Raw genomic sequence first — 23,614 nt, forward strand, 5'->3', positions numbered from 1 at the left:
GACTGCATACCGTGACACTCTGATCACATGGCGGAACCACCCCCCTCGACCGCCCGCCTCCGCAAAATCGGCCGCACCCTGCGGCAGATCCGCGAGGACGCGGGCCACACCCTCAAGTACGCGGGCCGACTGATCGAACGCTCGGACTCGTCCCTGAGCCTGATCGAGAAAGGAACACAGCAACTTCGGCTGCGCGACCTCAAGCACATCCTCGACGTGTACGGCGTGGGCCCCGACGTCCACCACGCCCTGATGACTCTGGCGGAGCAGCAACAGCAATCCGGCTGGTGGGAAGACTTCAAGCACACGGTCTCCCCCGCGGCACTCGATCACGCCTCACTCGAAAGCTCGGCCAGCACCATCGACCTGTCCGAGACCTCGCTCATCCCTGGCCTTCTACAAACCGAGGACTACGCGCGCTCAGTCATCCGCGCCGGGTTGATCGGGGATCAGCTCGCCAGAACAGACCGTCTGGTCGCCTACCGAATGGCGCGGCAACAGGCCCTGAAGAGTGGACACCTGCTCCGCCTCAAGGTAACCATCGACGAAGCCGCGCTGCGGCGGATAAGAGGCGGTCGGCAGGTGATGCGTGCCCAACTCGGCAAGATCGTCGAAGAAGCCGATCGCGACAACATCAAGGTGCACGTGTTGCCGTTCGCATGCGAGATCGACCCCAGTTACATCGGTTCCTTCCAGATCATCAGCATCAGCCGACCGGCCATCCTCAGCGTGGTCCTGATGGATCACCTGACCGGCCGCTGGATCCTGGAGGAAAAATCAGACGTCGCCTCGTATCACGAAAAGTTCACCCACGTCGTGAATACGGCGCTTGACGAAACCCGTTCCCGGGCACTGATCCAGGGAATAGCCTCAGAGCTATGAACCAGCCAACGATGTCGAACATCCGCTGGCGTAAGAGCAGCCACAGCGGCAGCCAGTCAGGCGAATGCGTCGAAGCCGCAGCACAGGACGAGACGGTCTTCGTACGGGACTCCAAGAACCCTGATGGCCCTGCTCTCACCCTCACCCCCGGCACGTGGCACTCACTCCTCAGCCACATCAAGGCGAACTGAACCGAGGATTCGGCTGGAGGTCCGATGAACCGTCGCCCTGTGGGCTCTCCGGCTTGGGCGCCTCTTCGCTGACGGCTCCGCTGGGGCTGGGGAGTTCAGGCTCGTCCTGTGAGCGGCCGGGTGGGACGTTCGGTTCGCCCTTGGGTGCGCGGCGCCTTCGCAGCACGGTCCACGCGATCACCAGGACTGCCAAGCCGCCGAGGAGGATCAGGCCTAGCCGGCCCGCCAGGTCTTCGAGACGCGACGCCGATGCCCCGGCGAACGCTCCGATGCCCACGTACACGCCCGCCCACAGCAGCGACCCGGCGAGCGAGGCGGGCAGGAAGCGCGCGTAGCGGAGCCCGGACGCGCCGGCGGCTGCCGGGGCGAGCGTACGCACGACCGGGACGAGGCGCGTGAGGAAGACGGCGGCGGCGCCGTGATGCCGTAGCGCGTCGGTGGCCCGGTCCCAGTGCCGCGTCCCCAGTTTGCGGACGACTCTCGTACGCCCCATGCGCTCCCCGTACCGGCGCCCGAGAAAGTAGCCCACATGGTCGCCGGCCGTTACCCCGAGCCCGACGGCCAGCATCATCAGCACGAAACGGGCGGGGGTCGCCGCCGCGGTTCCCAGCAGGATCACGGCCGTCTCACCGGGAACGATCGACCCTACGCCGAGTCCGGACTCCGCGAACGCCAGCGCCCAGCCGACGAGCAGGAGGGGAACGAGCGGAAGATCCCCAAGAGTCCGGACGTAGTCAACAAACCATTCCAAATGCCACCCCCGCGACATATCGCTCGCCCATGCCCCACTCTACTTCCAAGATCGAAAACTCCGCGCACGGTCACGCGGGCCGGTCGAGGCGCCAGCCCGTTCCCTGTTGACTCGTGGCGTGTTCGCCTACGAAGGGTTCCGAACGGGCGAACACGCCACGAGTCAACCGAGGGCACGGAACGGTGGGTGTTGGCGAACACTCAGGACGCGGTGTCGTTCTCCCGGACCTGGGCCGCGCGGGTGCCTCCGACTACGAGAGGGATGGCAGCCAGCATGTAGAAGAGACAGGAGGTCGTCATGTGGCTGTTTCCTGACCCGGCGGCAGCGAGGGCGGCGATCCCCGCACACAGGACCAGGCCCCAGAGTGCGGCGAGCGTGGTTCGCCGGCCGAGCACGCCGGGGAGCATGAGGGCGGCCGCGAGCGCCAGTGCGAGCACGCCCGAGTTGGAGAGATAGTCGATCCAGTCCCCGGCCACCTCGGAGATCCCGCCCTCACCCGGCCGCCGGTCCGAGAGAAACGCGTCACCGCGGCCGAGACCGGTCCCCAGGACGCCTTGAGCCCTGTCGGGAGGAGGGAATGGCATCGAGATGCGCTGGGTCTGCGGGTACATGGCCAGCGCGAGTGCCGCGAGCCGCCAGCCGACGGCGGGCCGCCCCCACAGCCGCGTTCGAGGATTGCCTTCGGGCTCCGCCATCCGCTCCCCCTTGATCATCAATGGGCCTCAGACAACCGCATCTACAAGATCAAGTTCAGGGGAACGCCCCTATTCACGGCGTTCAGGGGCAGCCCGTTCGAGGGCAGTCCGTTCGGGGTCAGGGCTGGGGTTCGGTCTCCCTGGTGCGGGCTGCAAGCCGGCCGACTGCATCGGGGGCTCGGGTCGGGCCCGCCAGCTCACAACCATCCCGGCCACGGAGGCCGGTCTTCTGGAGAGGTCATGATCGCCGGTCAGGTTAGGCTCTGCTCCAGGCGAGCGGCGGTTCGCGGACGGGGAGTGGGCGGATGTGCAGGTTAGATCGTGCCGCCAAGGAGGACATCGTCGCCTCCTTCCTCACGGAGAATCCCACTGTCGCGACGGCCGGATGTGATCACCCGGCGCTGCGGGGCGCCGCCGAGGTCTCCTGGGACGAGCTGAGCTGCACGGCGGCGATGCCGGCGTTGCTGGGCGGGCTACTGGACGAGTCCGTCGGCGAGGCGGCCCTCGGCGTACTGACCTCGACGCTGATGGACGGGCTCTTCCACGTCGGCAGGGCGACGCCGTTCGCCCTGCCCTTCCTGATCCGGGTCGCCGACGATCTCGCCCCGGCCGTCCGGTACGGGCTGGTGGAATGGCTGATCGTGGTGGCCGGCCTGTGCGAACCGGTCCACGACGAGAACGATCTGCGTGTGCTGGGTGGCTCGTCTGAGAAGGACCGCCCGGAGTGGGCGCAATGCCGGGCCGTGTTCAGGGAACACGCGGCCGTCCTCCGCGATCTGGTGGACGCGACGGGCATGGGCGCAGGCTGGAACGGCGCTGCCGACCTGGAGCCTCTGCTGCAACCGGCGCCGGCCTGAAGCACGTCCAGAAGAGCTTGCCGTCGGGCCGTTGACCGGCCGAGTCACCCACGGGCCGGGTGCGATACGGCGCGGGCACCGTTTGGCCAGGCACGGCGGGGGCGGCACTGCCGAGCCGATCGCGGTCACGGCCGATCGCGGTCACGGCTGGTCGCGGTCACGGCTGGTCGCGGTCACGGCTGGTCGCGGTCACGACGATTGGGGGTCACAGCGACTCGGGGTCACGGCGACTCGGGTCACGGCATTCGGGCGATGTGGACCGTGCCCCAGCTCATCAGGGCGGCCAGGGGGAGCCAGATCGCCGGGATGGCCCAGAGGGGATCTTGGCGGGCCGTGACCACCATTCCGGCGACGAGGCCGGCCATGGCCAGGCCGACGACGAGTCCGACTCCCCATCCCATCCCACTGCTCGGTCCCGGCTCCGATCGCCGCCGCAGCCGCCATCCGCAGAGCACCATCAGAAGCAGCCCGGGCGGTCCCATGACGAGCACGGTCCCCAGTACGGCCTCCGCGAGATCGGTGGGGCTGTCCACGGTGAACTGCTCGGCGTCCTTCGCGGCGATCTTCACTATCTGGCCACGCCAGATGGTGCCCGTCACCCGGTCCCCGTCACGCAGGTTCTCCAGAACCGGCTCGTCGTTGCGGTACTCCGTCTGCCACCCGGTTCCCTCGTCAGGGGTGAGGGTCGCCGTGATGTCGCTGCCCCGTCCCTCGTACAACTGGATCTCCGAGACCGTGAACTCCTGGGTCCACAGGCAATCGGCGGGCGCTTGCGGGGCGGACGCGCAAGGTTCCGCGGTCTTGAACGCCTCCTTCTCGTCCGCCTTCCCCGGCAGGCTGAAGACCAGGAGCAGCACGGCGCCGACCACCAGCGCAGCACTGATCAGCAGCCAGAGGACCGCCGACCAGGTGTTGGCCAGGGGATGCAGAGAGGACGACTTTCCGGACGTCATGCCCTAATCCTGGCAGGCACGTGCCTCCGCCATCACCGCCTTGGGCGCCAAGCGGCAGCTGGGAAGCGGGGGCGGCGGCGTTCATCCCTCTGCCGGCGACGTGCGCGAGCGGTCGCCGCTTCGGGCGATCGTCATCGCTTCGGTGGCCTTGCCCGGCTCCGGTAGCGGCGGGCTACCTGACCCCGGCCTCCTTCATTTCGCGGAGCTCGCGCTTGAGTTCCTTGATCTCGTCGCGGAGGCGCGCGGCGAGTTCGAACTGCAGGTCGGTGGCGGCCTGGTGCATCTGGGCGGTCATCTGCTCGATGAGGCCCTCCAGCTCCTCGCGGGGGCGTTCGCCGACCAGGTCGGCGGCGTGCCGGCCGACCTCGCGGGTACGGGAGGCCAGGCCGGGGACGGGGGCCTTGCCGCGGCTCTGCTGGCGGCCGGCGCCGCCCAGCAGGGTCTCGGTGTCGGCCTCCTCGCGGACGAGGGAGTCGAGGATGTCGGCGATCTTCTTGCGGAGCGCCGTGGGCTCGATGCCGTGTTCCTCGTTGTAGGCGACCTGCTTGGCGCGGCGGCGGTTGGTCTCGTCGATCGCCCGCTCCATCGAGGGGGTGACCTTGTCGGCGTACATGTGGACCTGGCCGGAGACGTTGCGGGCAGCGCGGCCGATGGTCTGGATCAGGGAGGTCTCCGAGCGCAGGAAGCCCTCCTTGTCGGCGTCCAGGATGGCGACCAGGGAGACCTCGGGCAGGTCGAGGCCCTCGCGCAGCAGGTTGATGCCGACCAGGACGTCGTACTCGCCGGCGCGCAGCTCGCGGAGCAGCTCGATCCGGCGCAGGGTGTCGACCTCGCTGTGCAGGTAGCGGACGTTGATGCCGAGCTCGAGCAGGTAGTCGGTGAGGTCCTCGGACATCTTCTTGGTCAGGGTGGTGACCAGGACCCGCTCGTCGCGCTCGGTGCGCAGCCGGATCTCGTGGATGAGGTCGTCGATCTGGCCCTTGGTGGACTTGACCACGATCTCCGGGTCGATCAGGCCGGTGGGGCGGATGACCTGCTCGACGACGTCGCCGCCGACGCGGTTCATCTCGTACGAGCCGGGGGTCGCCGACAGGTAGACGGTCTGCCCGATGCGCTCCAGGAACTCCTCCCACTTCAGCGGGCGGTTGTCCATCGCCGAAGGGAGCCGGAAGCCGTGGTCGACGAGCATCCGCTTGCGGGAGGCGTCGCCCTCGAACATCGCGCCGATCTGCGGGACGGTCTGGTGCGACTCGTCGACGACCAGCAGGAAGTCCTCGGGGAAGTAGTCGAGCAGGGTGTTGGGCGCGGTGCCGGCGCCGCGGCCGTCGATGTGGCGGGAGTAGTTCTCGATGCCGGAGCAGGTGCCGACCTGGCGCATCATCTCGATGTCGTAGGTGGTCCGCATCCGCAGCCGCTGCGCCTCCAGGAGCTTGCCCTGGGTCTCCATCCGGGCGAGGGTCTCCTCCAGCTCGGACTCGATGGCGCCGATCGCGCGCTCCATCCGCTCGGGGCCGGCGACGTAGTGGGAGGCGGGGAAGACGTACAGCTCCTCGTCCTCGCTGAGGACCTCGCCGGTCAGCGGGTGCAGGGTGGCCAGCTTCTCGATCTCGTCGCCGAACATCTCGATCCGGACGGCGAGTTCCTCGTACTGCGGGATGATCTCGATGGTGTCGCCGCGGACCCGGAACGTGCCGCGGCTGAACGCCAGGTCGTTGCGGCTGTACTGGTTGCCGACCAGCTGCCGGAGCAGGTCGTCGCGGTCGACCCGCTGGCCGACCCGGAGCCGGAGCATGCGGTCGACGTACTCCTGCGGGGTGCCCAGGCCGTAGATGCAGGAGACGGAGGCGACCACGACGGTGTCGCGGCGGGTGAGCAGCGAGTTGGTCGCCGAGTGCCGCAGCCGGTCGACCTCGTCGTTGATCGAGGAGTCCTTCTCGATGTAGGTGTCGGTCTGCGGGATGTACGCCTCGGGCTGGTAGTAGTCGTAGTACGAGACGAAGTACTCGACGGCGTTGTGCGGCATCATCTCGCGCAGCTCGTTGGCGAACTGGGCGGCCAGCGTCTTGTTGGGCTGCATCACCAGGACGGGGCGCTGCAGCTTCTCCACCAGCCAGGCGATCGTGGCCGTCTTGCCGGTGCCGGTGGCGCCCAGCAGGACCGAGTCGCGCTCGCCCCGGCCGACCCGCTCGGCCAGCTCGGCGATGGCCGTCGGCTGGTCACCGGAGGGCGTCATCTCCGTGACGACCTCGATCGGTGCCACCGTGCGCTGCAAATCCGTGATCGGCCGCATCCTCGCCTCTCCTCAAAATGACCCGGCCCCTGAACGACCCGCCCTTGAACGACCCGGCCTGAACGACCCGCTTCCCCAACTGTATGCAGGGGGAACGACACTTTCGGACGGTCGTTCATTCCCGCAGGTCAGAGGTCCTATAGATAGGGACCTATAGATGATGGGGCCTATAGATGAAGGAGCTATAGATCACGGAGCCGGCCTGGGGGTCATGACGCCGGCAGCGGGATCCGCGCGCGGACCTCGAAGCCGCCGCCGGCCGGGCCCGCCTCCAGGCTGCCGCCCAGCGCGGTGACCCGCTCGCGCAGCCCCAGCAGGCCGTTGCCGCCGCTCGGCAGGCCGTGCCGGGGGATCTCGCGGGGCGGGGCGTTCCTGATCTCCACCTCGACCGCCTCGCGCGCCAGGCCGAGTTCGATCATGGTGTCGGCGTCGCCGGCGTGCTTGTGCACGTTCGTCAGCGCCTCCTGGACGAGCCGGTACAGCGTGCGGCCCACGGCGGCGGGCATCGGTCGCTCCTCGCCCCGTACGGCCAGCTCCACGGTGAGCCCGGCGGCGCTGGACTGGCCGATCAGGGCGCGGATGTCGGCCAGGGTCGGGGCCGCTTGGGGCAGTGCCTCCTCGCCTTGCCGCAGCACTCCGATGACGTGGCGTAACTCGTCCAGGGCCTGCCGGCCCATGTCGCCGATGACGGTGGCGGTCTCGGCGGCGCGGGCGGGGTCGCGGGCGGCGACGGCCTTGAGGGCTCCGGCGTGGACGACCATGACGCTCACCCGGTTGGCGACGACGTCGTGCATCTCGCGGGCGATCCGGGTGCGTTCCTCACCCCGCGCGCGCTCGGCGAGGAGGTGCTGCTCGCGTTCGAGGCGTTCGGCGCGCTCCTGGAGGGAGGCGAACAGCTGCTTGCGGGCGCCCATGTAGAGGCCCAGCAGTACGGGCGGTGCCGTGAACGCGATTCCGGAGATCGCCTGGATGATGAGCGGCTCGTTGGTGGCGGTCGGTCCCGGGAAGATCAGGAACGCGACGTACCCGGCCACCGCGATGGCGATCACCGTCCGCCGGGACGCGGCGTAGGCGCCGAGCGAGTACAGCATGATCAGGGCGGCGATGCCGCCGGCGCCGGTGGGCGGGCTGAAGACCAGGGCGAACAACGCCAGGCCGACCGGGTGCCGGCGCCGTACGACCAGGGCGAGCGCCAGCACGACGCTGGCCGCCGAGACCTCCCAGGGCGGCAGCCAGAACCGCTGGTACCCGAACAGCAGCCAGACGCCGTCGAACGCGGCCGTTCCGAGCGCCAGCGAGATGTCGAGGGCGCGCGAGCGGCCCGTCGGCCACATCGCCGACCATCGGCCGCCCCGCCCGGTCATGGCAGGAGCCTATAGCGCGGCCAGGGGCGGGGCGCGGGCACCGTCACCGCGTGGTAATCCTTGCCAGGCGGGCGTTCGCGGCGGTGGCCCGTTGCCACGCGGGGTGGTTACCATGACGGCGCGCCGACAAGGACGGGGATGCCGCATCCGATGACCCGCTTCGCCACCTGGCTCGGGAAGAACGCCGACGCCCTCATCGCGCTGATCCTGGCCGTCGTCGTCGCCGTCCTCGGCATCGGCGTCAACCTGCCGAACGAGAGCGAGATCACCAACAGCGCGGTGCTGGCGGTGGTCGGCCTGCTGGCCACCTCCGTGCTGCGCGACCGCGGCCGCAGGGCACCGGTCGAGGCCGAGGTCAGGGATTCGCTGCGGTCGTCCTCGGCCACCCTGGAGGGGCTCGACCGCAAGCTCGACCGGCTGGAGTCGTTCGAGGGCGTGGTGGCCGACACCAAGCGCGCGCTGGACGAGACGACGGTGGTCCGGGTGATCGCCGGCGGGCAGGTCGCGCAGGTGCTGGAGGAGGCCCGCCGCGACACCGACCGGTGGTTCTTCAAGGGCGGCACCGGCACGTACATCCGGGCCCGGACGCTGCCCGAGTGCGTGGCCGTGGCCCGCCGCGAGCGGCGCGCGCTGCTGTTCCGGCTGGAGATCATCGACCCGGCGAACGTGGCGGTCTGCGAGGACTACGCGCGGCACCGGCGGTCGGTCGCCGAGAGTCCCGACGCCACCGGCGAGCCGTGGACGCTGGAGCGCACCCGCAAGGAGGCGTACGCGACGATCCTGGCGGCCTGCTGGCACAAGCAGCGGTTCGGCATGCTCGACATCGACATCGGCCTGTCCCAGACGATGACGACGCTGCGCTACGACCTGGCGGCGTCGCGGGTGGTCGTCACCCGCGACGACCCGCGCGGCGAGGCGCTGGTCGTCGACAGCGGCAAGTTCTACTACGGCTGGGTGAGCGCGGAGCTGCAGATCAGCCTGGACCAGGCCCGCCGCGTCCCGGTGGAGCAGGTCAGGCTGGCGCCGCTGGACGACGAGCCGACGGTCGAGGAGGTGCGCAAGCTCTTCGAGGTGATCGGTGTCGAGCTGGCCGGCGGGTACACCGACCGGGACGTCGTCGAGATCATCCGCAAGGCGCTGCGGCCCAAGGACCCCTACGAGTGATGCGCTATTCCGACATCCAGCACGAGATCGTCGCCGGCACCGCGGCGGCCACGCTGCCGCGCTGGGCGCGGGGCGTGCTCGGCGCCATCGCCGAGGGCCGCACTCCCCTGAGCGCGGTACGGCATCCGCTGGGTTTCCTGTGCATCCCGGTGGAACGCACCGGCGACCTGGGCGTCTGCCTGCACATCTGGTCTCCGGAGGTGGCGCCGGTCCCGGCGACCACGTCCGGGGTGCACTGCCATAGCTGGGAGCTGGTGAGCTTCGTGTTGTACGGCTCGGTGCGCAACACGCGCGCGGACGTGGCCGACGCCCCCGCCTCGGGGCCCGACGGCGCCACCCACCGGGTGTTCGAGGTCGTGAGCCAGGGGGAGATGGACGAGCTGCGGGCCACGGACCGTACCGTCCGCTACGCCGAAGGGGACGCCGGCGTCCATGGCACCGGCGCCGTCTACAGCCTCCCGGCCGGGGTCTTCCACAGCACGGTCATCGAGGGCGGGCCCGACGCCGCCACGGTGGCGCTGGGACGGCAGGAGCGCCCCTGCGGGGACCTGTCGCTAGGTCCCCTGGACTCGGCCTCGCACCGGACGCGCAGGACGCGCTGCGGGCCCGACGAGACGGCCCGGGCGGCGCTGCGCTCGGCCCGCCGGATCGAGGCCGCCCATCCGGTCCTGGGAGAGCCCGGGTCCCCAGGGGCACCGCCTGCCGGGTCCCCAGGGGTACCGCCCGCCGGGACGCCGTCCGCCGAGCCCGAGGGCCGCGCGGGCGACCCCGATCCGCCCGGCCCGTACCGGCGGCCGACCCGTCCCGCGCGGCACTGAGCCCACCGGGTCACGACTGGAGAGCCACGATGACATCACCGACGCCCGCCCCTCCGGTCGATCTCGCCCAGGCCCGCACGGTGGCCGTGGACGCCGCCGAGGCGGCCGGCGCGCTCCTGCGCGCGCGTATGGGCGGGTCCCTGGACGTACAGCTCGACATACGGCTCAAGGATCCGTCCGGTGACGTGGTGACCGAGCTGGACCTGGCGGCGGAGGCCCTGATCCTGGAACGGCTGCGCGCGGCGTTCCCCCGGCACCGGATCATCGCCGAGGAGTCGGGAGTGAGCGGCGGGGACGGGGACGGCGGAAATGAAGACGGCGGGAACGACGGCCTGGTGTGGCTGGTGGACCCGCTCGACGGCACCAACAACGTCGCGATAGGGATGCCGGTGTACGCGGTGGGGCTGGCACTGTGCGCGGGCTCCCTCCCTGTACTGGGCGTCGTGCACGAGCCTGCCAGCGGGCGTACGTGGTCGGCCGTACGGGGCAAGGGCGCGCAAGGCCCCGGAGGGACGCCGTTGCGGCTCGATGGGACGGAGCGTCCCGGCCGTACGGAGAACCCCGTCCTGGCGTGGACGCAAGGCCACCAGGTGGGGCCCTGCGATCCCGTGGGGTTCCCGCTCAAATCCATGCTGGACGCCCGCTGCCGTCGCCTGCTGCAGCTGTGGGCACCGCTGGTGGCGTGGGTGATGCTGGCGCGGGGCGACATCGACGGGATCATCGGCTACCGGCCCGAGATCGTGGACCTGCCCGCCGGGGCGCTGCTGGCGGCCGAGGCGGGCGCGGAGCTGCGCGGGCTGGACGGCTCCCCGTACGAGCCGGGAATCGACCGGTCCCCCGACGAGCTCAGCTTCGTCGCGGCCCGGCCCGCCCTGCTGGACCGGCTCCTGGAGACCACGGCGAACGCCGCCGGTCTTGCCCGCGACGCGGCGGCGGCGGGGCCGAACGGGGAAGTACGCGTCGCCTGGTAGTACCCGCCGGCCGTAGTACCCGCCGGCCGTAGACCCTGTCGGCCGTAGACCCTGCGGGCCGTGGTCCCGGTTAGGTGCCCTGCCGGGTCATCCCGTCAGGAGCAGCGCACCGGTGGCGGCCGCACACCCCAGAACGGCCAGCGCCGTACCCGTGAGGACGAACCGGCGCATCGGAACGGGCACGCCCCTGCGGCGGCACCACTCGAACCACAGGAGCGTGGCAAGCGAACCCCACGGGGTGATGACCGGTCCCACGTTGGTGCCGATGAGAAGTGCGAGCAGCTGGTCGTGGTTCTCGGCGGGCACGACGGCCTCCCCCGCCACATAGGCGGGGAGGTTGTTCAGGGCGTTCGACAGGCCCGCGCCGGAGAAGGCTGCGCGGAAGGCCCCGGCCACCCCGTCGTCCCCGCCGATGAGCCCGCGCATGACCGTGTCCAGCCCGTACCGGCTCAAGGTGGGGACGACCAGGAACAGGCCGGTGACGAACACCAGCAGCTGCCAGGGGATGAGCGCGGGCGTCAGGTGCGCCCGGTCCCGTACGACGAAGGCGGCCACGGCGATGACGGCGGCGACACCGGCGGCGATCGCGATCCCCCAGCCGGTCTCCGCGCCCGCCAGGACGGCGCCGATGAACACCAGGCAGGCCAGTGCCGTCGCTCCGAACAGCGTCCGGTCGCGGATCGGTGTGGGAGCAGGAGGCTCGTAGCGGTCGTCCCCGCGCGCGCTACGCCGCCAGTAGAAGAGCCATAGCAGCGCCATCGTGACGGCCAGGGACGCTAACTGTGGCGCCCACATGCGTTCGGCGAACGCGGGGGTCTCCAGCGCCACCCGGTCCGACGCGAGGAGGTTGGTCAGGTTGGAGACCGGGAGCAGAAGGCTGGCGGTGTTGGCCAGCCACACGGTCGTCATGGCCAGCGGCAAGGCGGCAATGCCGGTACGGGCCGCGAGGGCGAGCATGACGGGGGTGAGCAGCACCGCGGTGGTGTCGAGGTTGAGGAAGACCGTCGTCACCGAGGCGAACGCCACGCAGAGCAGGAACAGGGCGCCGTAGCCGCCCCGTCCGGCGCGGGCCATGCGTTCGGCGATGAGGTCGAAGACCCCCGCCTCCTTGGTCAGCTCGGCCAGCACGACCACGGCGAACAGGAAGATGAGGATCGGCGCGATCCGGCGCAGGCTCGACTCGGCCTCGCCGGCGGGCAGCAGCCCGGTCGCCACGAAGACCAGGCCGAGGGCGAGCAGGCCGATACGGATCCAGTCCAGCACGCTCGCGGCCCGCAACACCTTCACCACGCGCGCCATGATCCCATAGGCACCGCCCGTGCCGCGTGCCGTCCTGTGGCGGGCGGCGGACGCGCGCGATACTGACCGTATGACACCCCCCGGTGACGTCACGCGGCAGGAGCGCCCGACCGACTTCTTCATCAGCTACTCCCCGGCCGACGAGCGCTGGGCGTCGTGGATCGCCTGGCAGCTGGAGGCGGCCGGGCACCGGACGATGATGCAGGCATGGGACTTCGTGCCCGGGACCAATTTCATCGACTTCATGGACCGGGGCCTGTCGGAGGCCAGGGTCGTGGTGGCGGTGCTGTCGCGCCACTACCTGCGCTCGCGGTACGGCCGGTGGGAGTGGATGACGGCACTGCGCGCCGACCCGGACGATCCCGCCAACAAGCTGGTGACGGTACGGATCGAGGAATGCCCCATCGACGGGCTGCTGTCCACCATCACGTACGTGGACCTGGTGGGCATCGACGATCCGGATGAGGCGCGCGGGCTGCTGATGCAGCGGATCGGTCAGGCGCTGGCCGGGCATGCCCGTCCCTTGAACGGGCCCGGCTTCCCTGGAGGCGGCCCAAGTGGGACGGTTCCGGGCCGGCAGTCCTTGCCGGGACGGGTGGAAGAGCCGGGACGGGTGGAGGGGGCCGAGCACTCCCCGTCCAGGCAGATGCCCGAGACCTCTGGGGAGCGGCCCCTGCGGCGTGCCCCCGTGGTGGCGCCCGCGTTCCCGGCGAGGGTGGGCGACAGGGAGGAGCAGCCGCGCGAGCATCTCAGCGTGCTGCACATACCGGGTCCGCGCTTCGGCCGTACGCTCGCGGAGCCGGGCGAGCCCACCACCGCCACGGAGTTGCAGGACCACGTCTACAGCAACGTGACGCGGCTGGCCGACATGGGCGTCCCGCGGCCGGAGCTCCTGGTCGTCACGGGCAACCTCACGCATTCGGGGAGCCGCAAGGAGTTCGCCGAGGCGCTGTCGTTCCTGACGAGCCTGCGCGCCCTGCTCGGGCTGGAGGCCCAGCGCGTGGTGATCGTCCCCGGCACCCACGACGTGACGCGGGCGGCGTGCCAGGCGTACTTCTCCAGCTGCGAGGCCGACGACATCGACCCGCAGCCGCCGTACTGGCCCAAGTGGCGGCACTTCTCGGGGCTGTTCAAGGAGTTCTACCAGGGGCTCGACTCCCTCATCTTCGACAGCGCGCAGCCGTGGACGCTGTTCCCCATCCCGGACCTCAAGGTCGTGGTGGCCGGGCTCAATTCCACGCTGCCGCAGTCGCACCGGCCCGAGGACCGGTACGGGCAGGTCGGGCAGGCGCAGGCGGCCTGGTTCACCGAACGGCTCCGCCACTTCGAGGACGACGGGTGGCTGAGGCTGGCCGCGGTCGAGCACGCCCCCATCGCCGGGGAACCGGGCGCGCTGCGCGATGCCGGACCGGTGGACTCCCTCCTCGGGGGGCACGTCAACGCCTTCTTCCAGGGCACCGAGTCCGAACTGGGCGCGATCCCGCTGACGCAGGCGGGCGTACCCTCCGTACCGTCGCTGGGGCCCGGGCGTCACCAGGTCCTCGTCATCAAGCGGGACGGCCTCGAACGGTGGATTCCCGAGGACGCGGCACGGCGCGGCCCTGAACGGCTCGAGCAGGCATGGGCGTCGGCGGGTGGCACGTTCCCGGCGCCTGCCGACGTCGCCGATCCTGAGCCGCCCGTAGGCCCGATCTTCGAGCTGGAGAACGGCCCCGCTGGAGGTACGCGCGGGCCTGTAGAACCCACACCCGACCCCACGGAACGGCTTCTCGACCGCATTTCCGAAGCGTGCGAGACCCGGTTCGAGAAGGCCAGTATCCGCCGTATCCAAGCGGACCCGCCGCACTTGCTGCTGTCCCACATGGAGGACGGCTTCGTCCGCCAGTACCGCATCGGCGCCCACGTCGGGCAAGTCTCCGAGGCCGATGTGGACGCCTTCGTACGGCATGTGCACGCCGACGGGGCCGACTACGGGTCCGAGCTGGTCTTCCTGGGGCCCGCCCCGCCTCGTTCACTGCGCGAGGACGCGCTGCGCCGTGGCATACGGCTGCGCAGCCTGACCGAGTTCCAGGGGCTGCTGGACCTGTCGGAGTACGTGGCGGGGCAGACATCGCGGCTGGCCTCGGGCGGGCTCTACCCACCGTCCCTCTACGTACCGCAGCGGTATCGCGACCTCGACCGCATCGCCGCACCACGCGCCGAGACGCCCCCGCCGGACGGCGGCGGGGGCGGGAACAGGGACGACGGGTCGGTACACGACCCGGACGTACCCGAGGACCCTGCCGTACGCGATGACGCGGTCGGCGAGATGCTGCGGCTGCTGGCCGCCGACCATGGGCGCTTCCTGCTGCTGCTGGGCGACTTCGGGCGCGGCAAGACGTTCGCGCTACGCGAGCTGGCCCGCCGCATCCCCACCGAACTGCCGCACGTCATCCCGATCCTCATCGAGCTGCGCGCGCTCGACAAGGCGCACTCGGTGGACGGGCTGGTGGCGGCGCACCTGGCCAACCACGGCGAGGAGCTCATCGACCTCAAGGCCTTCCACTACATGCTGCGGCAGGGCCGCATCGTGCTGCTGTTCGACGGGTTCGACGAGCTGGTCACGCGGGTCACCTACGACCGCGCCGCCGACCACCTCGACACGCTGCTGCAGGCGGCGCAGGACAAGGCCAAGATCGTGGTGGCCAGCCGTACCCAGCACTTCAAGTCGCAGGCGCAGGTGCTGACCGCGATGGGAGAGAAGGTCGGCGTCCTCCCCCACCGCCGCGTCCTGGGCCTGGAGGAGTTCACCCAGGCGCAGGTCCGCTCCTACCTCGTCGGCCGATACGACGGGAACGTGGAGGCCGCCGAGGAACGGCTGCGTACGCTCACGGGCATCCAGGAGCTGCTGGGCCTCACCAGCAACCCGCGCATGCTGAGCTTCATCGCCGAGCTTCCCGAGGACCGGCTGCGTGCCGTCGCCCAAGCGCGCGCGACGGTCAGCCCCGCCGACCTCTACCGCGAGATCCTGTCCTCGTGGCTGGCGTACGAGGCCGAACGCGTCCGCCACGCCGGAGGCCCATCCGGGCTGACGACCGACGACATGTGGGAAGCGGTCGGTACCCTCGCGCTGCGGTTGTGGGAGAGCGACGAGCAGTTCCTGCGGCTGGCCGAGCTGGCCGACGTCGCCGGTACCCTGAGCGGCCTCGCGGAGGGGCGGCTGTCCCCGCACCAGGTGACGCACGCGATGGGCGCCGGGAGCCTGCTGGTCCGTACCGAGGAGGGCCTGTTCGGGTTCATCCACGCCTCGGTGATGGAGTGGCTGGTGGCGCGGCACATCGCGCGGGAGTTCGAGGCCGGGCGGGCACCGCACGCCCTGACCCGCCGGGCCCTGTCCCAGCTCACCGTCGACTTCCTGTGCGACCTGGCCGACACCCGCGCCTGCCAGGAGTGGGTGGCCGCGGTGCTGGCCGATCCGGACGCCGACGACATCGCCCGCGCCAACGCCATCAAGATCACCACCCGGCTGCGCACGCCCGCCCGCACCGACCTGCGCGGCGCCCGGCTCCAGGGCGAGGACCTGTCCTACCGCGACCTGCAGGAGGTCGACTTCACCGGCGCCGACCTCACCGACGCGCAGCTGGTGGGCGCCAACCTGTCGCGGGCCGTCCTGCGCGACGCGTCCCTGGCCGGGGCACGGCTGGACGAGGCGCGGCTGACCGGCGCCGACCTGCGCGGCGCCGACCTGTCCCGGGCCCGGCTGGCGCGGGCCGACCTGCGCGACGCCGACGTGGCGGGAAGCCGCTGGACCCGCGCCGCGCTCATCGCCGCCGACCTGCCCGACCGCATCGCCCGCTCCCCCGAGCTGCGCGAGGCCGCCATCGCCCCGGGCCGCCCCATCGACATCCAGCTGGCGCCCGCGGCGGTCGGCGTCCCGTACGGGTTCCACTTCAAGACCAGCCGGCTCCCCCAGCCGCTCGCCTACAGCCCCGGCGGCTCGGTGCTGGCGCTGGGCGGGGAGGACGGCGGCGTCATCATCTGCGACGCGGTCACCGGGACGCCCCTGCGCACACTCCAGGGCCACCGCGACCGCGCGTACGCCGTCGCGTTCGACTCCAGGGGCAACATCCTGGTGACCGGCGCCGCCGACGGTACGGTCCGCATCTGGGACCTGGCCACCGGGCACAGCCTGCACACCCTGACCGTTCACCCCGAAGGGGTCTGGCCCGTCGTCGTCGGGCCGGGCACCGACACGCTCGTCGCGGCAGGCGCCGCGGACGGGACGATCCGGATCTGGGACGCCGCCACCGGCCGCCTACGGCACGAGCTGCCCGGCCACACCGCACCGGTCTACACGGCCGTGTTCGACCCCAGCGCCTCCCTCATGGTCACCGGCGACGCCGGCGGCACACTGCGCGTATGGGACCTGACCACAGGTGAGCTGAGGCGTACCCTCACCGGTCATAGAGGCGCGGTGTTCCGGGCGGTGTTCCACCCGGACGGTGCGCTGCTCGCGGCAGGTGACGAGGCAGGCGTCGTACGGCTGTGGGACACCCGTACGGGCGAGATCCGCGAGGAACTGCTCGGCCACACCGGCCGGGTCTACGCCGTGGCGTTCCATCCCGGCGGCGACCTGATGGTCACCGGCGACACCGACGGTTCCGTACGGCTGTGGGAGCACGCACGGCACAAGCTCACGCTGTCCGGCCACGGCGGTGCCATCTACCAGGCGACGTTCAGCCCCGACGGTGGCCGCCTGGCCACCGCCGACAGCGCCGGTTCGGTCCGGCTGTGGGACCCCGAGACGGGACGGCAGCGGCTGGAGCTGGCCGGGCACCGGGGCGCGGTCTGGCCGTTCGCCTTCCGGCCCGACGGCGCCCAGCTGGCCACCAGCAGCAACGACGGCACCGCCCGCGTCTGGGACGCCGAGACCGGGCAGAGCCGCGTCGTCCTGCGCGGCCACGGCCGCCGGGCCACCGGCGTGGCGTTCAGCCCCGACGGCGGCCTGCTGGCCAACAGCGGCAACGACGGCCTCGTCCGGCTCTGGGAACCGCGCACCGGCCGCCTGGTCCGCGAACTGCGCGGCGTCGCCGACAACCTGACCTCCGCCACGTTCAACCCGGGCGGGGCGCAGCTGGCGACCGCCACCAACGACGGCGGCGTGCACCTGTGGCAGGCGGGCACCGGCACGTTCGAGCGCGAGCTGAACGTGGAGACCGACCACGTCTGGGCCCAGGCGTTCAGTCCCGACGGCGACGTCCTGGCCACCGCCAACGACGACGACAGCGTCCGCCTCTGGTACTGGACCACAGGCCGGGAGACGGTCAACCTGGCCGACCACAGGGGACGGGTCCGTTCCATCGATTTCAACCCCGACGGGACCCTCGTCGCCACCGGATGCGACGACGGCCTCGTCCGGCTCTGGGACACCCGTACCGGCGAGCGCGTCGGCACCCTGTCCGGCCATGCCGACCGCGTCTACCGGGTGGCGTTCGACCGTTCAGGCGACCTGCTCGCCAGCGCGAGCAACGACGGCACCGCCCGCATCTGGGACGTGCGCGCGGGCACCGCCCTGCACGTTCTGGAACGGCATTCCGGCCGCCTGTGGACCTGCGCCTTCAGCCCGGACGGCGGCCTGCTCGCGACGGCCGGCGACGACCTGGTCATCCGGCTGTGGAACCCCCGTACCGGCCGCCACCTGCACACCCTCACCGGGCACACCCGCCGCGTCTGGTCGGTCGAGTTCAGCCCGGACGGCACCCTGCTGGCAAGCGCCGGAGACGACGGCGCCGTCATCCTCTGGGACGTCACCGATCCGACGGGCCAGACCGCCCCGACCCGCCGCGCCACCCTCCTCGGCCTGGCCGAAGGCTGGGCCGCCCTGTCACCCGAGGGCCGCTACAAGAGCGGCGGGAACGCCTCGGGCGAGTTCTGGTACGCGATCGGCATGTGCCGCTTCGAGCCCGGAGAACTCGACGCCTACCTACCCGAAGTACGCCAGATTCCCCTCGACGCCGACTTCTGACCCCTGGCCCACCGAATAAGCGCAGAACGCGTCGTCAGGCACGGATGGCCTAGGCACGGGAGGGCCAGAGTGGATCAGGCTCGGTGGATCAGGGCTTCCCAGAGGGTGTCGACCTGGGCCTTCAGGTCGTCCAGGGAGCCGGAGTTGTCGATCACGTGGTCGGCGATGGCACGGCGGTCCTCCCGGCTGGCCTGGTTCGAGATCCGGGCCCGGGCGTCCTGCTCGGTCATGCCACGCCGCGCGACCAGGCGGTCCAGTTGCGTCTCCAGCGGGGTGTCCACGACCACCACGACGTCGTACGCCTCGGCCAGGCCGTTCTCCGCCAGCAGGGGTACGTCGTGCACCACGACGGCGTCCTCGGCCGCGGCGTCCATCAGCTCCTGCATCCGCGCGCCCACCAGGGGGTGCACGATGGCGTTCAGGGCCGCCAGGCGCTCGCGGTCGGCGAAGACGATCGAGCCGACCTTCTCACGATCCAGCCCGCCATCGGGCAGCAGGACCTCATCACCGAACTCGGCCGCGACCGCGGCCAGGCCAGGGGTCCCCGGCTCGACCACCTCGCGCGCGATCTTGTCGGCGTCGATGATCACGGCGCCGCGCTCCTGGAGCAGCGACGACACCTCGCTCTTGCCCGACCCGATACCGCCGGTAAGTCCCACTTTCAGCACGGGATCCACCCTAGAGGGTCGGCCCGTGGACGATGGGGGCGGGCAGGCAACGATCAGGGCAAGCGGGGCGATCCTCAGCCGGTGGCGGCCGGGACGAGGGCCTTGCGCATGTGGACCAGGGTCAGATGGGCCGCGACCCGTTCCCGGTGCGTCTCGCTGTAGCCGAGCCGCCGGTAAAGGCGCAGGTTGTCCTCGCCCAGGTGCCCGGTGAACAGCACGCACGCGTCGGCGCGCCCGGCCACCTCGCCCTCCAGCGCCTCCATCAGGCGGCGCCCGACGCCGTACCCCTGCATGTCCGGGGCCACCACCAGCCGGCCGATCAGGCAGGTGTGCTCGCTGAACTGGGCCCGTACGGCGCCCACCAGCCGTGCCCCCGCCAGCGCCTTCAGCACCACCGCGTCGCCCGCGAGCAGCTTGCGCATCTGCTCGTACGACTCGACCAGAGGAGGGATGAACGGATCGCCGTAGAGCTGCGCCTCGGCCACGTAGGCCGCGCGCTGCACGGTCAGGATCTCGCCCGCGTCGCCGGGACCGGCCTTCTCGATCATGACCGTGGGTTGGCTCATACGCGAGACCCTAGGCCCGTCTCACACTGACCTCAACCGCCGCGCGAGCGCGTTACCTGTCCGGGGAGGCGATGCCGGAGGCGAGCCTCCCCGGACGGATCGCGAAGCGATGCCGCGCACGCACAAGAACCGGTCAGGTGCGAGCCGCCAGGCGAGCGCCTGAGCCGGGTCTTTAGAAAGACAGCCGGACGGTCACTGCGACGGGGTAGTGATCGGATGCCGGTGTCCGGGGTGCGTCGTAGTCGCCGAACAGCAGGTCGTCGCTGCCGAAGATCCAGTCGACCCGGCGGCCGTCGGCGGTGGTCGGCGTCGGGTCGCCGCTCACCGTGGCGCTGCGCAGCTCGGTGCCCAGGATCTGCGCGATCTCGGTGCTGCCCGGCTCGGCGTTGAAGTCGCCGCCGATGATCGTACGGGGCGCGCCGCCCCATGCCCGCAGCAGCGCCGCGACCTCGCGGGTGCGCTCGGCGGACTCGTCGGCGCCGCCCTCCAGGCGGGTGGACCAGACGTCCATGGTCTGCTCCCCCACCTTCAGCCGCGCCCACACGTACCCGCGGATCTGCGACCAGTCGCCCTTGGGCATCCGGCCCGTGCCCGAACGCAGCACCGGCAGCGAGGTCAGGATCGCGTTGCCGAACTGCCCGTCGGCCGCCGGCCCCCACAGCAGCTTCATTCCGAGCCGCCGCGACAGCCACACGCCCACGTCGGTGGTGCCCGACAGCAGCGAGCCGCGCCCGGCCTCCTGCAGCAGCACCACGTCGGGGCGCTGAGCCTCGATCGTCCTGGCCACGCCCTCGGGGTCGAGCTTGCCCTCCTGGTTGACCGCGTCGTGGATGTTGTAGCTGACCACCCTGATCCGGCCGTCGGCGGGGACCGCCCTGGCCTGTCCGTCCGGCGCGGCCACCGTGAAGACCAGCGTGCCCAGCAGCAGGACGAGCGCCGCGGCCCCGGCGGTCAGCGCCCGCAGCGGCGCCCGGGCCGGCAGCGGGCCGCCCCGGGCCGCGGCGATCGCCGCCAGGCCGCCGAGCAGGATCCCGGCCAGGCCGGGCAGCAGATTGTTCGGGAACGGCATCGGCTCCATCGCGCTGACCTGGTACGACACCAGGAGCAGCCCGGTCAGCAGGCCACCGGTCGCGGCGCCGACGTCGACCCGCCATACCGGTCCGCCCTCGCCCGCCCGGCGCAGCGGTGCCCGGCAGGCCACCGCCAGCAGCCAGGCCGACAGCACCTGCCCGGCGATGATCACCGGCAGCACCTCGACCCCGGAGACCGCGTACGTCCCGGCCACCGCGCCCACGGCGATCCCGAGCAGCGTTCCGCCGAGCACGCAGACGCCGCCGGGGACCGCCCGTACGGCCAGTCCGGAGGCCAGGAACGCCAGCGCCAGCCCCTGCCCGATCACGATCGTCAGGTGCGCGGTGGTCAGCGACTTCCAGCCCGACGAGGCCACGAACGCGGGGCTCGACAGCACCAGCACGTGCAGGACCAGGAACGGCCCGAGCGCGGCGGCCCCGAACGCGTCCCGCCAGGAGACCCCCGGAGCCTGGACCGCACCGGACGCGAACTCGCGCCAGAGGGCTGCGGCGCCCAGGCCCACGAACAGCAGGCAGGCCAGCCAGGGACCGATCCCCGACCGCCACGACGCGTCCCAGGTGGCCAGCGCCATCCGTACCGCGCTGTCGACCGAGATCCCCGCGACCGTGGCGGTGGCGAAGCCGACCCCCGAGAGCCCGCGCGCGGCCTCGTACAGCGCCGCGATCGCGATCATGCCGATGGCGGTGCCGGTCAGCGCCAGCCAGGTCTGCGGGGTCAGGATCTGGACGAGCAGGCGGACGGCCAGCAGCCCGCCCACCCCGGCCAGCAGCAGGCCCCGCGGCCCCGCCACCCGGCGGACCAGCGGGCTCGCGAAACCGGCGAGGAACACCAGCAGGATCACGGCGCCCGCCACCGCGGTACCGGCCTGGTCGGCGAAATGGTCGTACTGCGGCAGCGAGAAGCGCAGGGTCTGCGCGAGCACCGCCACCGTCACCGCGATCAGCGCCAGCCGGGCAGGCCCCTGCGGGACGATCGGGGCTCCGGACGGCTGGGCCGGATCGCCGGTCCTGGTTCCAAGGTCTGAACTGGCCAATTGAACGAATGCTCCCGGGGATGAGCGGAACGAGCGAAACGGGCGGGGGACGGTCCGCGAACGACGGTCCGCGGACACCGCGGGTCGTGCAAACCCTATGATCGCGCGTCCGCGGCCGTGACACGAATCCCGGGAACGTGAGTCGCGTAACGAACGGAGAACCTGGGCCGCCCAAAGCCGAGCGCCAACAGCTGTGCCACCAACGGACATGCACCAAAAAAAGAGACATGGCCGGGACCGGAGGCTCGTTCGAGCCTCTGGTCCCGGCCATGCGCGCTCATCGCGGCCGGCGCCGATGATCCCGCCGGGCGGGCGGGATCATCGGTCCCGGTTCAGCTACCGGGGATCACTGCCCGCCGGACAGCTTCTCCCGCAGCGCGGCCAGTGCCTCGTCGGTCGCCAGCGCGCCGCCAGAGGCCGCGGCCTCTTCCTCGGTCTCGCCGCCACCGGAATAGGACGTCTCGGCCGCGGGGGCGGCCGTGTCGGCCTCCGCCTCGGCCTTGCGGGCCTCCTCGATCTGCTTGCGGTGGGCGTCGAAACGGGTCCTGGCCTCGGCGTACTGCCGCTCCCAGGTCTCGCGCTGGGCGTCGTAGCCCTCGAGCCACTCGCCGGTGTCGGAGTCGAAGCCCTCGGGGTACTTGTAGTTCCCCTGCTCGTCGTACTCCGCCGGCATGCCGTAGAGCGTCGGGTCGAAGTCCTCGTCCTCGATGCCCGCGGCGCTCTCGTTGGCCTGCTTGAGCGACAGGCTGATCCGCCGCCGGTCGAGGTCGATGTCGATGATCTTCACGAAGATCTCGTCGCCGACCTGGACGACCTGCTCGGGGATCTCCACGTGGCGCTCGGCCAGCTCGGAGATGTGGACCAGGCCCTCGATGCCCTCCTCGACCCGGACGAACGCACCGAACGGCACCAGCTTGGTGACCCGGCCGGGAACGACCTGGCCGATCTGGTGGGTCCGGGCGAACTGCTGCCAGGGGTCCTCCTGCGTCGCCTTGAGCGACAGCGAGACCCGCTCGCGCTCCATGTCGACGTCCAGGACCTCGACCGTGACCTCCTGGCCCACCTCGACGACCTCGGAGGGGTGGTCGATGTGCTTCCAGGACAGCTCGGAGACGTGCACCAGCCCGTCCACGCCGCCCAGGTCCACGAATGCGCCGAAGTTGACGATCGAGGAGACCACGCCCTTGCGGACCTGGCCCTTCTGGAGGGTGTTGAGGAAGGTCTGGCGGACCTCGCTCTGGGTCTGCTCCAGCCAGGCACGGCGGGACAGGACCACGTTGTTGCGGTTCTTGTCCAGCTCGATGATCTTGGCTTCGAGCTCGCGCCCGACGTACGGCTGCAGGTCGCGCACCCGGCGCATCTCGACCAGCGACGCCGGCAGGAAGCCGCGCAGCCCGATGTCGAGGATGAGGCCGCCCTTGACGACCTCGATGACCGTGCCGGTGACGATGCCGTCCTCGTCCTTGATCTTCTCGATCGTGCCCCAGGCGCGCTCGTACTGCGCGCGCTTCTTGGACAGGATCAGACGGCCTTCCTTGTCCTCCTTCTGGAGGACGAGGGCCTCGACGTGGTCACCGACGGTGACCACCTCGTTCGGGTCCACGTCGTGCTTGATGGACAGCTCACGCGAGGGGATGACGCCCTCGGTCTTGTAGCCGATGTCGAGGAGGACCTCGTCACGATCGACCTTGACGACAGTTCCTTCAACAATGTCGCCGTCGTTGAAATACTTGATGGTCTCATCGATCGCTGCGAGGAAGGCTTCCTCGGACCCGATGTCATTGACCGCTACCTGCGGGGTGGTCGAGGTTGCCTCGGTGCTGCTCGTCATGTGTCGGCTGGCTCCGGATACGGACATGCGTAGTTGCCTGAACTGCGCGGAGGGCCGTTATCCGCCCTGCCGATTGACCGGAAAAGGAGCGTGGAGTTGAAACCACGGCAGAGAAACCGATGTCGACCTGACCGAGCGCGAGCCTGCTCCGTCCGAAGCCGCGCAAGCCCACAGCGCAGCGATCA

At 71.0% G+C, this 23,614-nt stretch carries 17 protein-coding genes; 7 read left to right on the forward strand and 10 right to left on the reverse strand.

The window, feature by feature from the left end:
* The first annotated feature begins 27 nt into the window (after positions 1–27).
* Both ACH34Q_RS03685 and ACH34Q_RS03690 read left to right on the forward strand, forming a co-directional pair.
* Positions 28–882 (forward strand): helix-turn-helix domain-containing protein, encoded by an 855-nt coding sequence (locus tag ACH34Q_RS03685; RefSeq protein ID WP_395981279.1) that lies wholly within the window; start codon positions 28–30, stop codon positions 880–882.
* Entirely contained in the window at positions 879–1,073 is a 195-nt protein-coding gene (locus ACH34Q_RS03690; protein WP_395981280.1) for a DUF397 domain-containing protein, read from the forward strand. The genes ACH34Q_RS03685 and ACH34Q_RS03690 overlap by 4 nt, the downstream gene beginning before the upstream one ends.
* Here the strand turns inward: ACH34Q_RS03690 and ACH34Q_RS03695 are convergent.
* Together ACH34Q_RS03695 and ACH34Q_RS03700 are read right to left on the reverse strand one after the other, a co-directional pair.
* Positions 1,060–1,824 (reverse strand): DedA family protein, encoded by a 765-nt coding sequence (locus tag ACH34Q_RS03695; RefSeq protein WP_395981281.1) that lies wholly within the window; start codon positions 1,822–1,824, stop codon positions 1,060–1,062. The genes ACH34Q_RS03690 and ACH34Q_RS03695 overlap by 14 nt on opposite strands.
* A gap of 200 nt (positions 1,825–2,024) precedes the next feature.
* The gene (locus ACH34Q_RS03700) at positions 2,025–2,519 is read right to left on the reverse strand and encodes a hypothetical protein (RefSeq protein WP_395981282.1); all 495 of its coding nucleotides are present in this window, start codon (positions 2,517–2,519) and stop codon (positions 2,025–2,027) included.
* A gap of 305 nt (positions 2,520–2,824) precedes the next feature.
* On the opposite strand from ACH34Q_RS03700, the gene ACH34Q_RS03705 reads away from it, so the two are divergent.
* Positions 2,825–3,376, forward strand: a complete 552-nt coding sequence (locus ACH34Q_RS03705) for a hypothetical protein (protein WP_395981283.1) — start codon at positions 2,825–2,827, stop codon at positions 3,374–3,376.
* Between the two features lie 236 nt (positions 3,377–3,612).
* Here ACH34Q_RS03705 and ACH34Q_RS03710 read toward each other — a convergent pair whose 3' ends face one another.
* From ACH34Q_RS03710 to ACH34Q_RS03720, 3 genes are all read right to left on the reverse strand, one after another.
* Positions 3,613–4,329 (reverse strand): hypothetical protein, encoded by a 717-nt coding sequence (locus ACH34Q_RS03710; protein ID WP_395981284.1) that lies wholly within the window; start codon positions 4,327–4,329, stop codon positions 3,613–3,615.
* A 172-nt stretch (positions 4,330–4,501) separates the two neighbouring features.
* Positions 4,502–6,619: an excinuclease ABC subunit UvrB gene (gene uvrB, locus ACH34Q_RS03715; protein WP_395981285.1), complete on the reverse strand. Its 2,118-nt coding sequence runs from the start codon at positions 6,617–6,619 to the stop codon at positions 4,502–4,504.
* 209 nt (positions 6,620–6,828) lie between these two features.
* The gene (locus tag ACH34Q_RS03720) at positions 6,829–7,983 is read right to left on the reverse strand and encodes a sensor histidine kinase (RefSeq protein WP_395981286.1); all 1,155 of its coding nucleotides are present in this window, start codon (positions 7,981–7,983) and stop codon (positions 6,829–6,831) included.
* 138 nt (positions 7,984–8,121) lie between these two features.
* On the opposite strand from ACH34Q_RS03720, the gene ACH34Q_RS03725 reads away from it, so the two are divergent.
* The 3 genes from ACH34Q_RS03725 to ACH34Q_RS03735 are packed head-to-tail and all read left to right on the forward strand — an operon-like array spanning position 8,122 to position 10,936.
* Positions 8,122–9,147, forward strand: a complete 1,026-nt coding sequence (locus tag ACH34Q_RS03725; RefSeq protein ID WP_395981287.1) for a hypothetical protein — start codon at positions 8,122–8,124, stop codon at positions 9,145–9,147.
* Positions 9,147–9,965: a hypothetical protein gene (locus ACH34Q_RS03730; RefSeq protein WP_395981288.1), complete on the forward strand. Its 819-nt coding sequence runs from the start codon at positions 9,147–9,149 to the stop codon at positions 9,963–9,965. Before ACH34Q_RS03725 ends, ACH34Q_RS03730 begins: the two co-directional genes overlap by 1 nt.
* 29 nt (positions 9,966–9,994) lie before the next feature.
* Complete coding sequence (locus ACH34Q_RS03735; protein WP_395981289.1) at positions 9,995–10,936, forward strand: inositol monophosphatase family protein; 942 nt, start codon at positions 9,995–9,997, stop codon at positions 10,934–10,936.
* An 87-nt stretch (positions 10,937–11,023) separates the two neighbouring features.
* Here ACH34Q_RS03735 and ACH34Q_RS03740 read toward each other — a convergent pair whose 3' ends face one another.
* Entirely contained in the window at positions 11,024–12,235 is a 1,212-nt protein-coding gene (locus ACH34Q_RS03740) for an SLC13 family permease (protein ID WP_395981291.1), read from the reverse strand.
* Positions 12,236–12,305: 70 nt separating this feature from the next.
* Here ACH34Q_RS03740 and ACH34Q_RS03745 point away from each other — a divergent pair, with 70 nt between their 5' ends.
* Complete coding sequence (locus ACH34Q_RS03745; RefSeq protein ID WP_395981292.1) at positions 12,306–18,239, forward strand: TIR domain-containing protein; 5,934 nt, start codon at positions 12,306–12,308, stop codon at positions 18,237–18,239.
* A gap of 74 nt (positions 18,240–18,313) precedes the next feature.
* Here the strand turns inward: ACH34Q_RS03745 and coaE are convergent, their stop codons facing one another.
* The 4 genes from coaE to rpsA all read right to left on the reverse strand — a co-directional run bounded on the left by coaE (position 18,314) and on the right by rpsA (position 23,429).
* Entirely contained in the window at positions 18,314–18,907 is a 594-nt protein-coding gene (gene coaE / locus ACH34Q_RS03750) for a dephospho-CoA kinase (protein ID WP_395981293.1), read from the reverse strand.
* Between the two features lie 74 nt (positions 18,908–18,981).
* Positions 18,982–19,473 carry a GNAT family N-acetyltransferase gene (locus ACH34Q_RS03755; RefSeq protein WP_395981294.1) on the reverse strand — a complete coding sequence of 164 codons (492 nt, stop codon included), beginning with the start codon at positions 19,471–19,473 and terminating at the stop codon, positions 18,982–18,984.
* A gap of 172 nt (positions 19,474–19,645) precedes the next feature.
* Positions 19,646–21,598 carry an endonuclease/exonuclease/phosphatase family protein gene (locus tag ACH34Q_RS03760; RefSeq protein ID WP_395981295.1) on the reverse strand — a complete coding sequence of 651 codons (1,953 nt, stop codon included), beginning with the start codon at positions 21,596–21,598 and terminating at the stop codon, positions 19,646–19,648.
* 346 nt (positions 21,599–21,944) lie between these two features.
* The gene (gene rpsA, locus ACH34Q_RS03765; protein ID WP_395981296.1) at positions 21,945–23,429 is read right to left on the reverse strand and encodes a 30S ribosomal protein S1; all 1,485 of its coding nucleotides are present in this window, start codon (positions 23,427–23,429) and stop codon (positions 21,945–21,947) included.
* Positions 23,430–23,614 lie beyond the last annotated feature (185 nt).

It is taken from the genome of Actinomadura sp. 9N407, assembly GCF_044326315.1.
GTDB lineage: Bacteria > Actinomycetota > Actinomycetes > Streptosporangiales > Streptosporangiaceae > Spirillospora.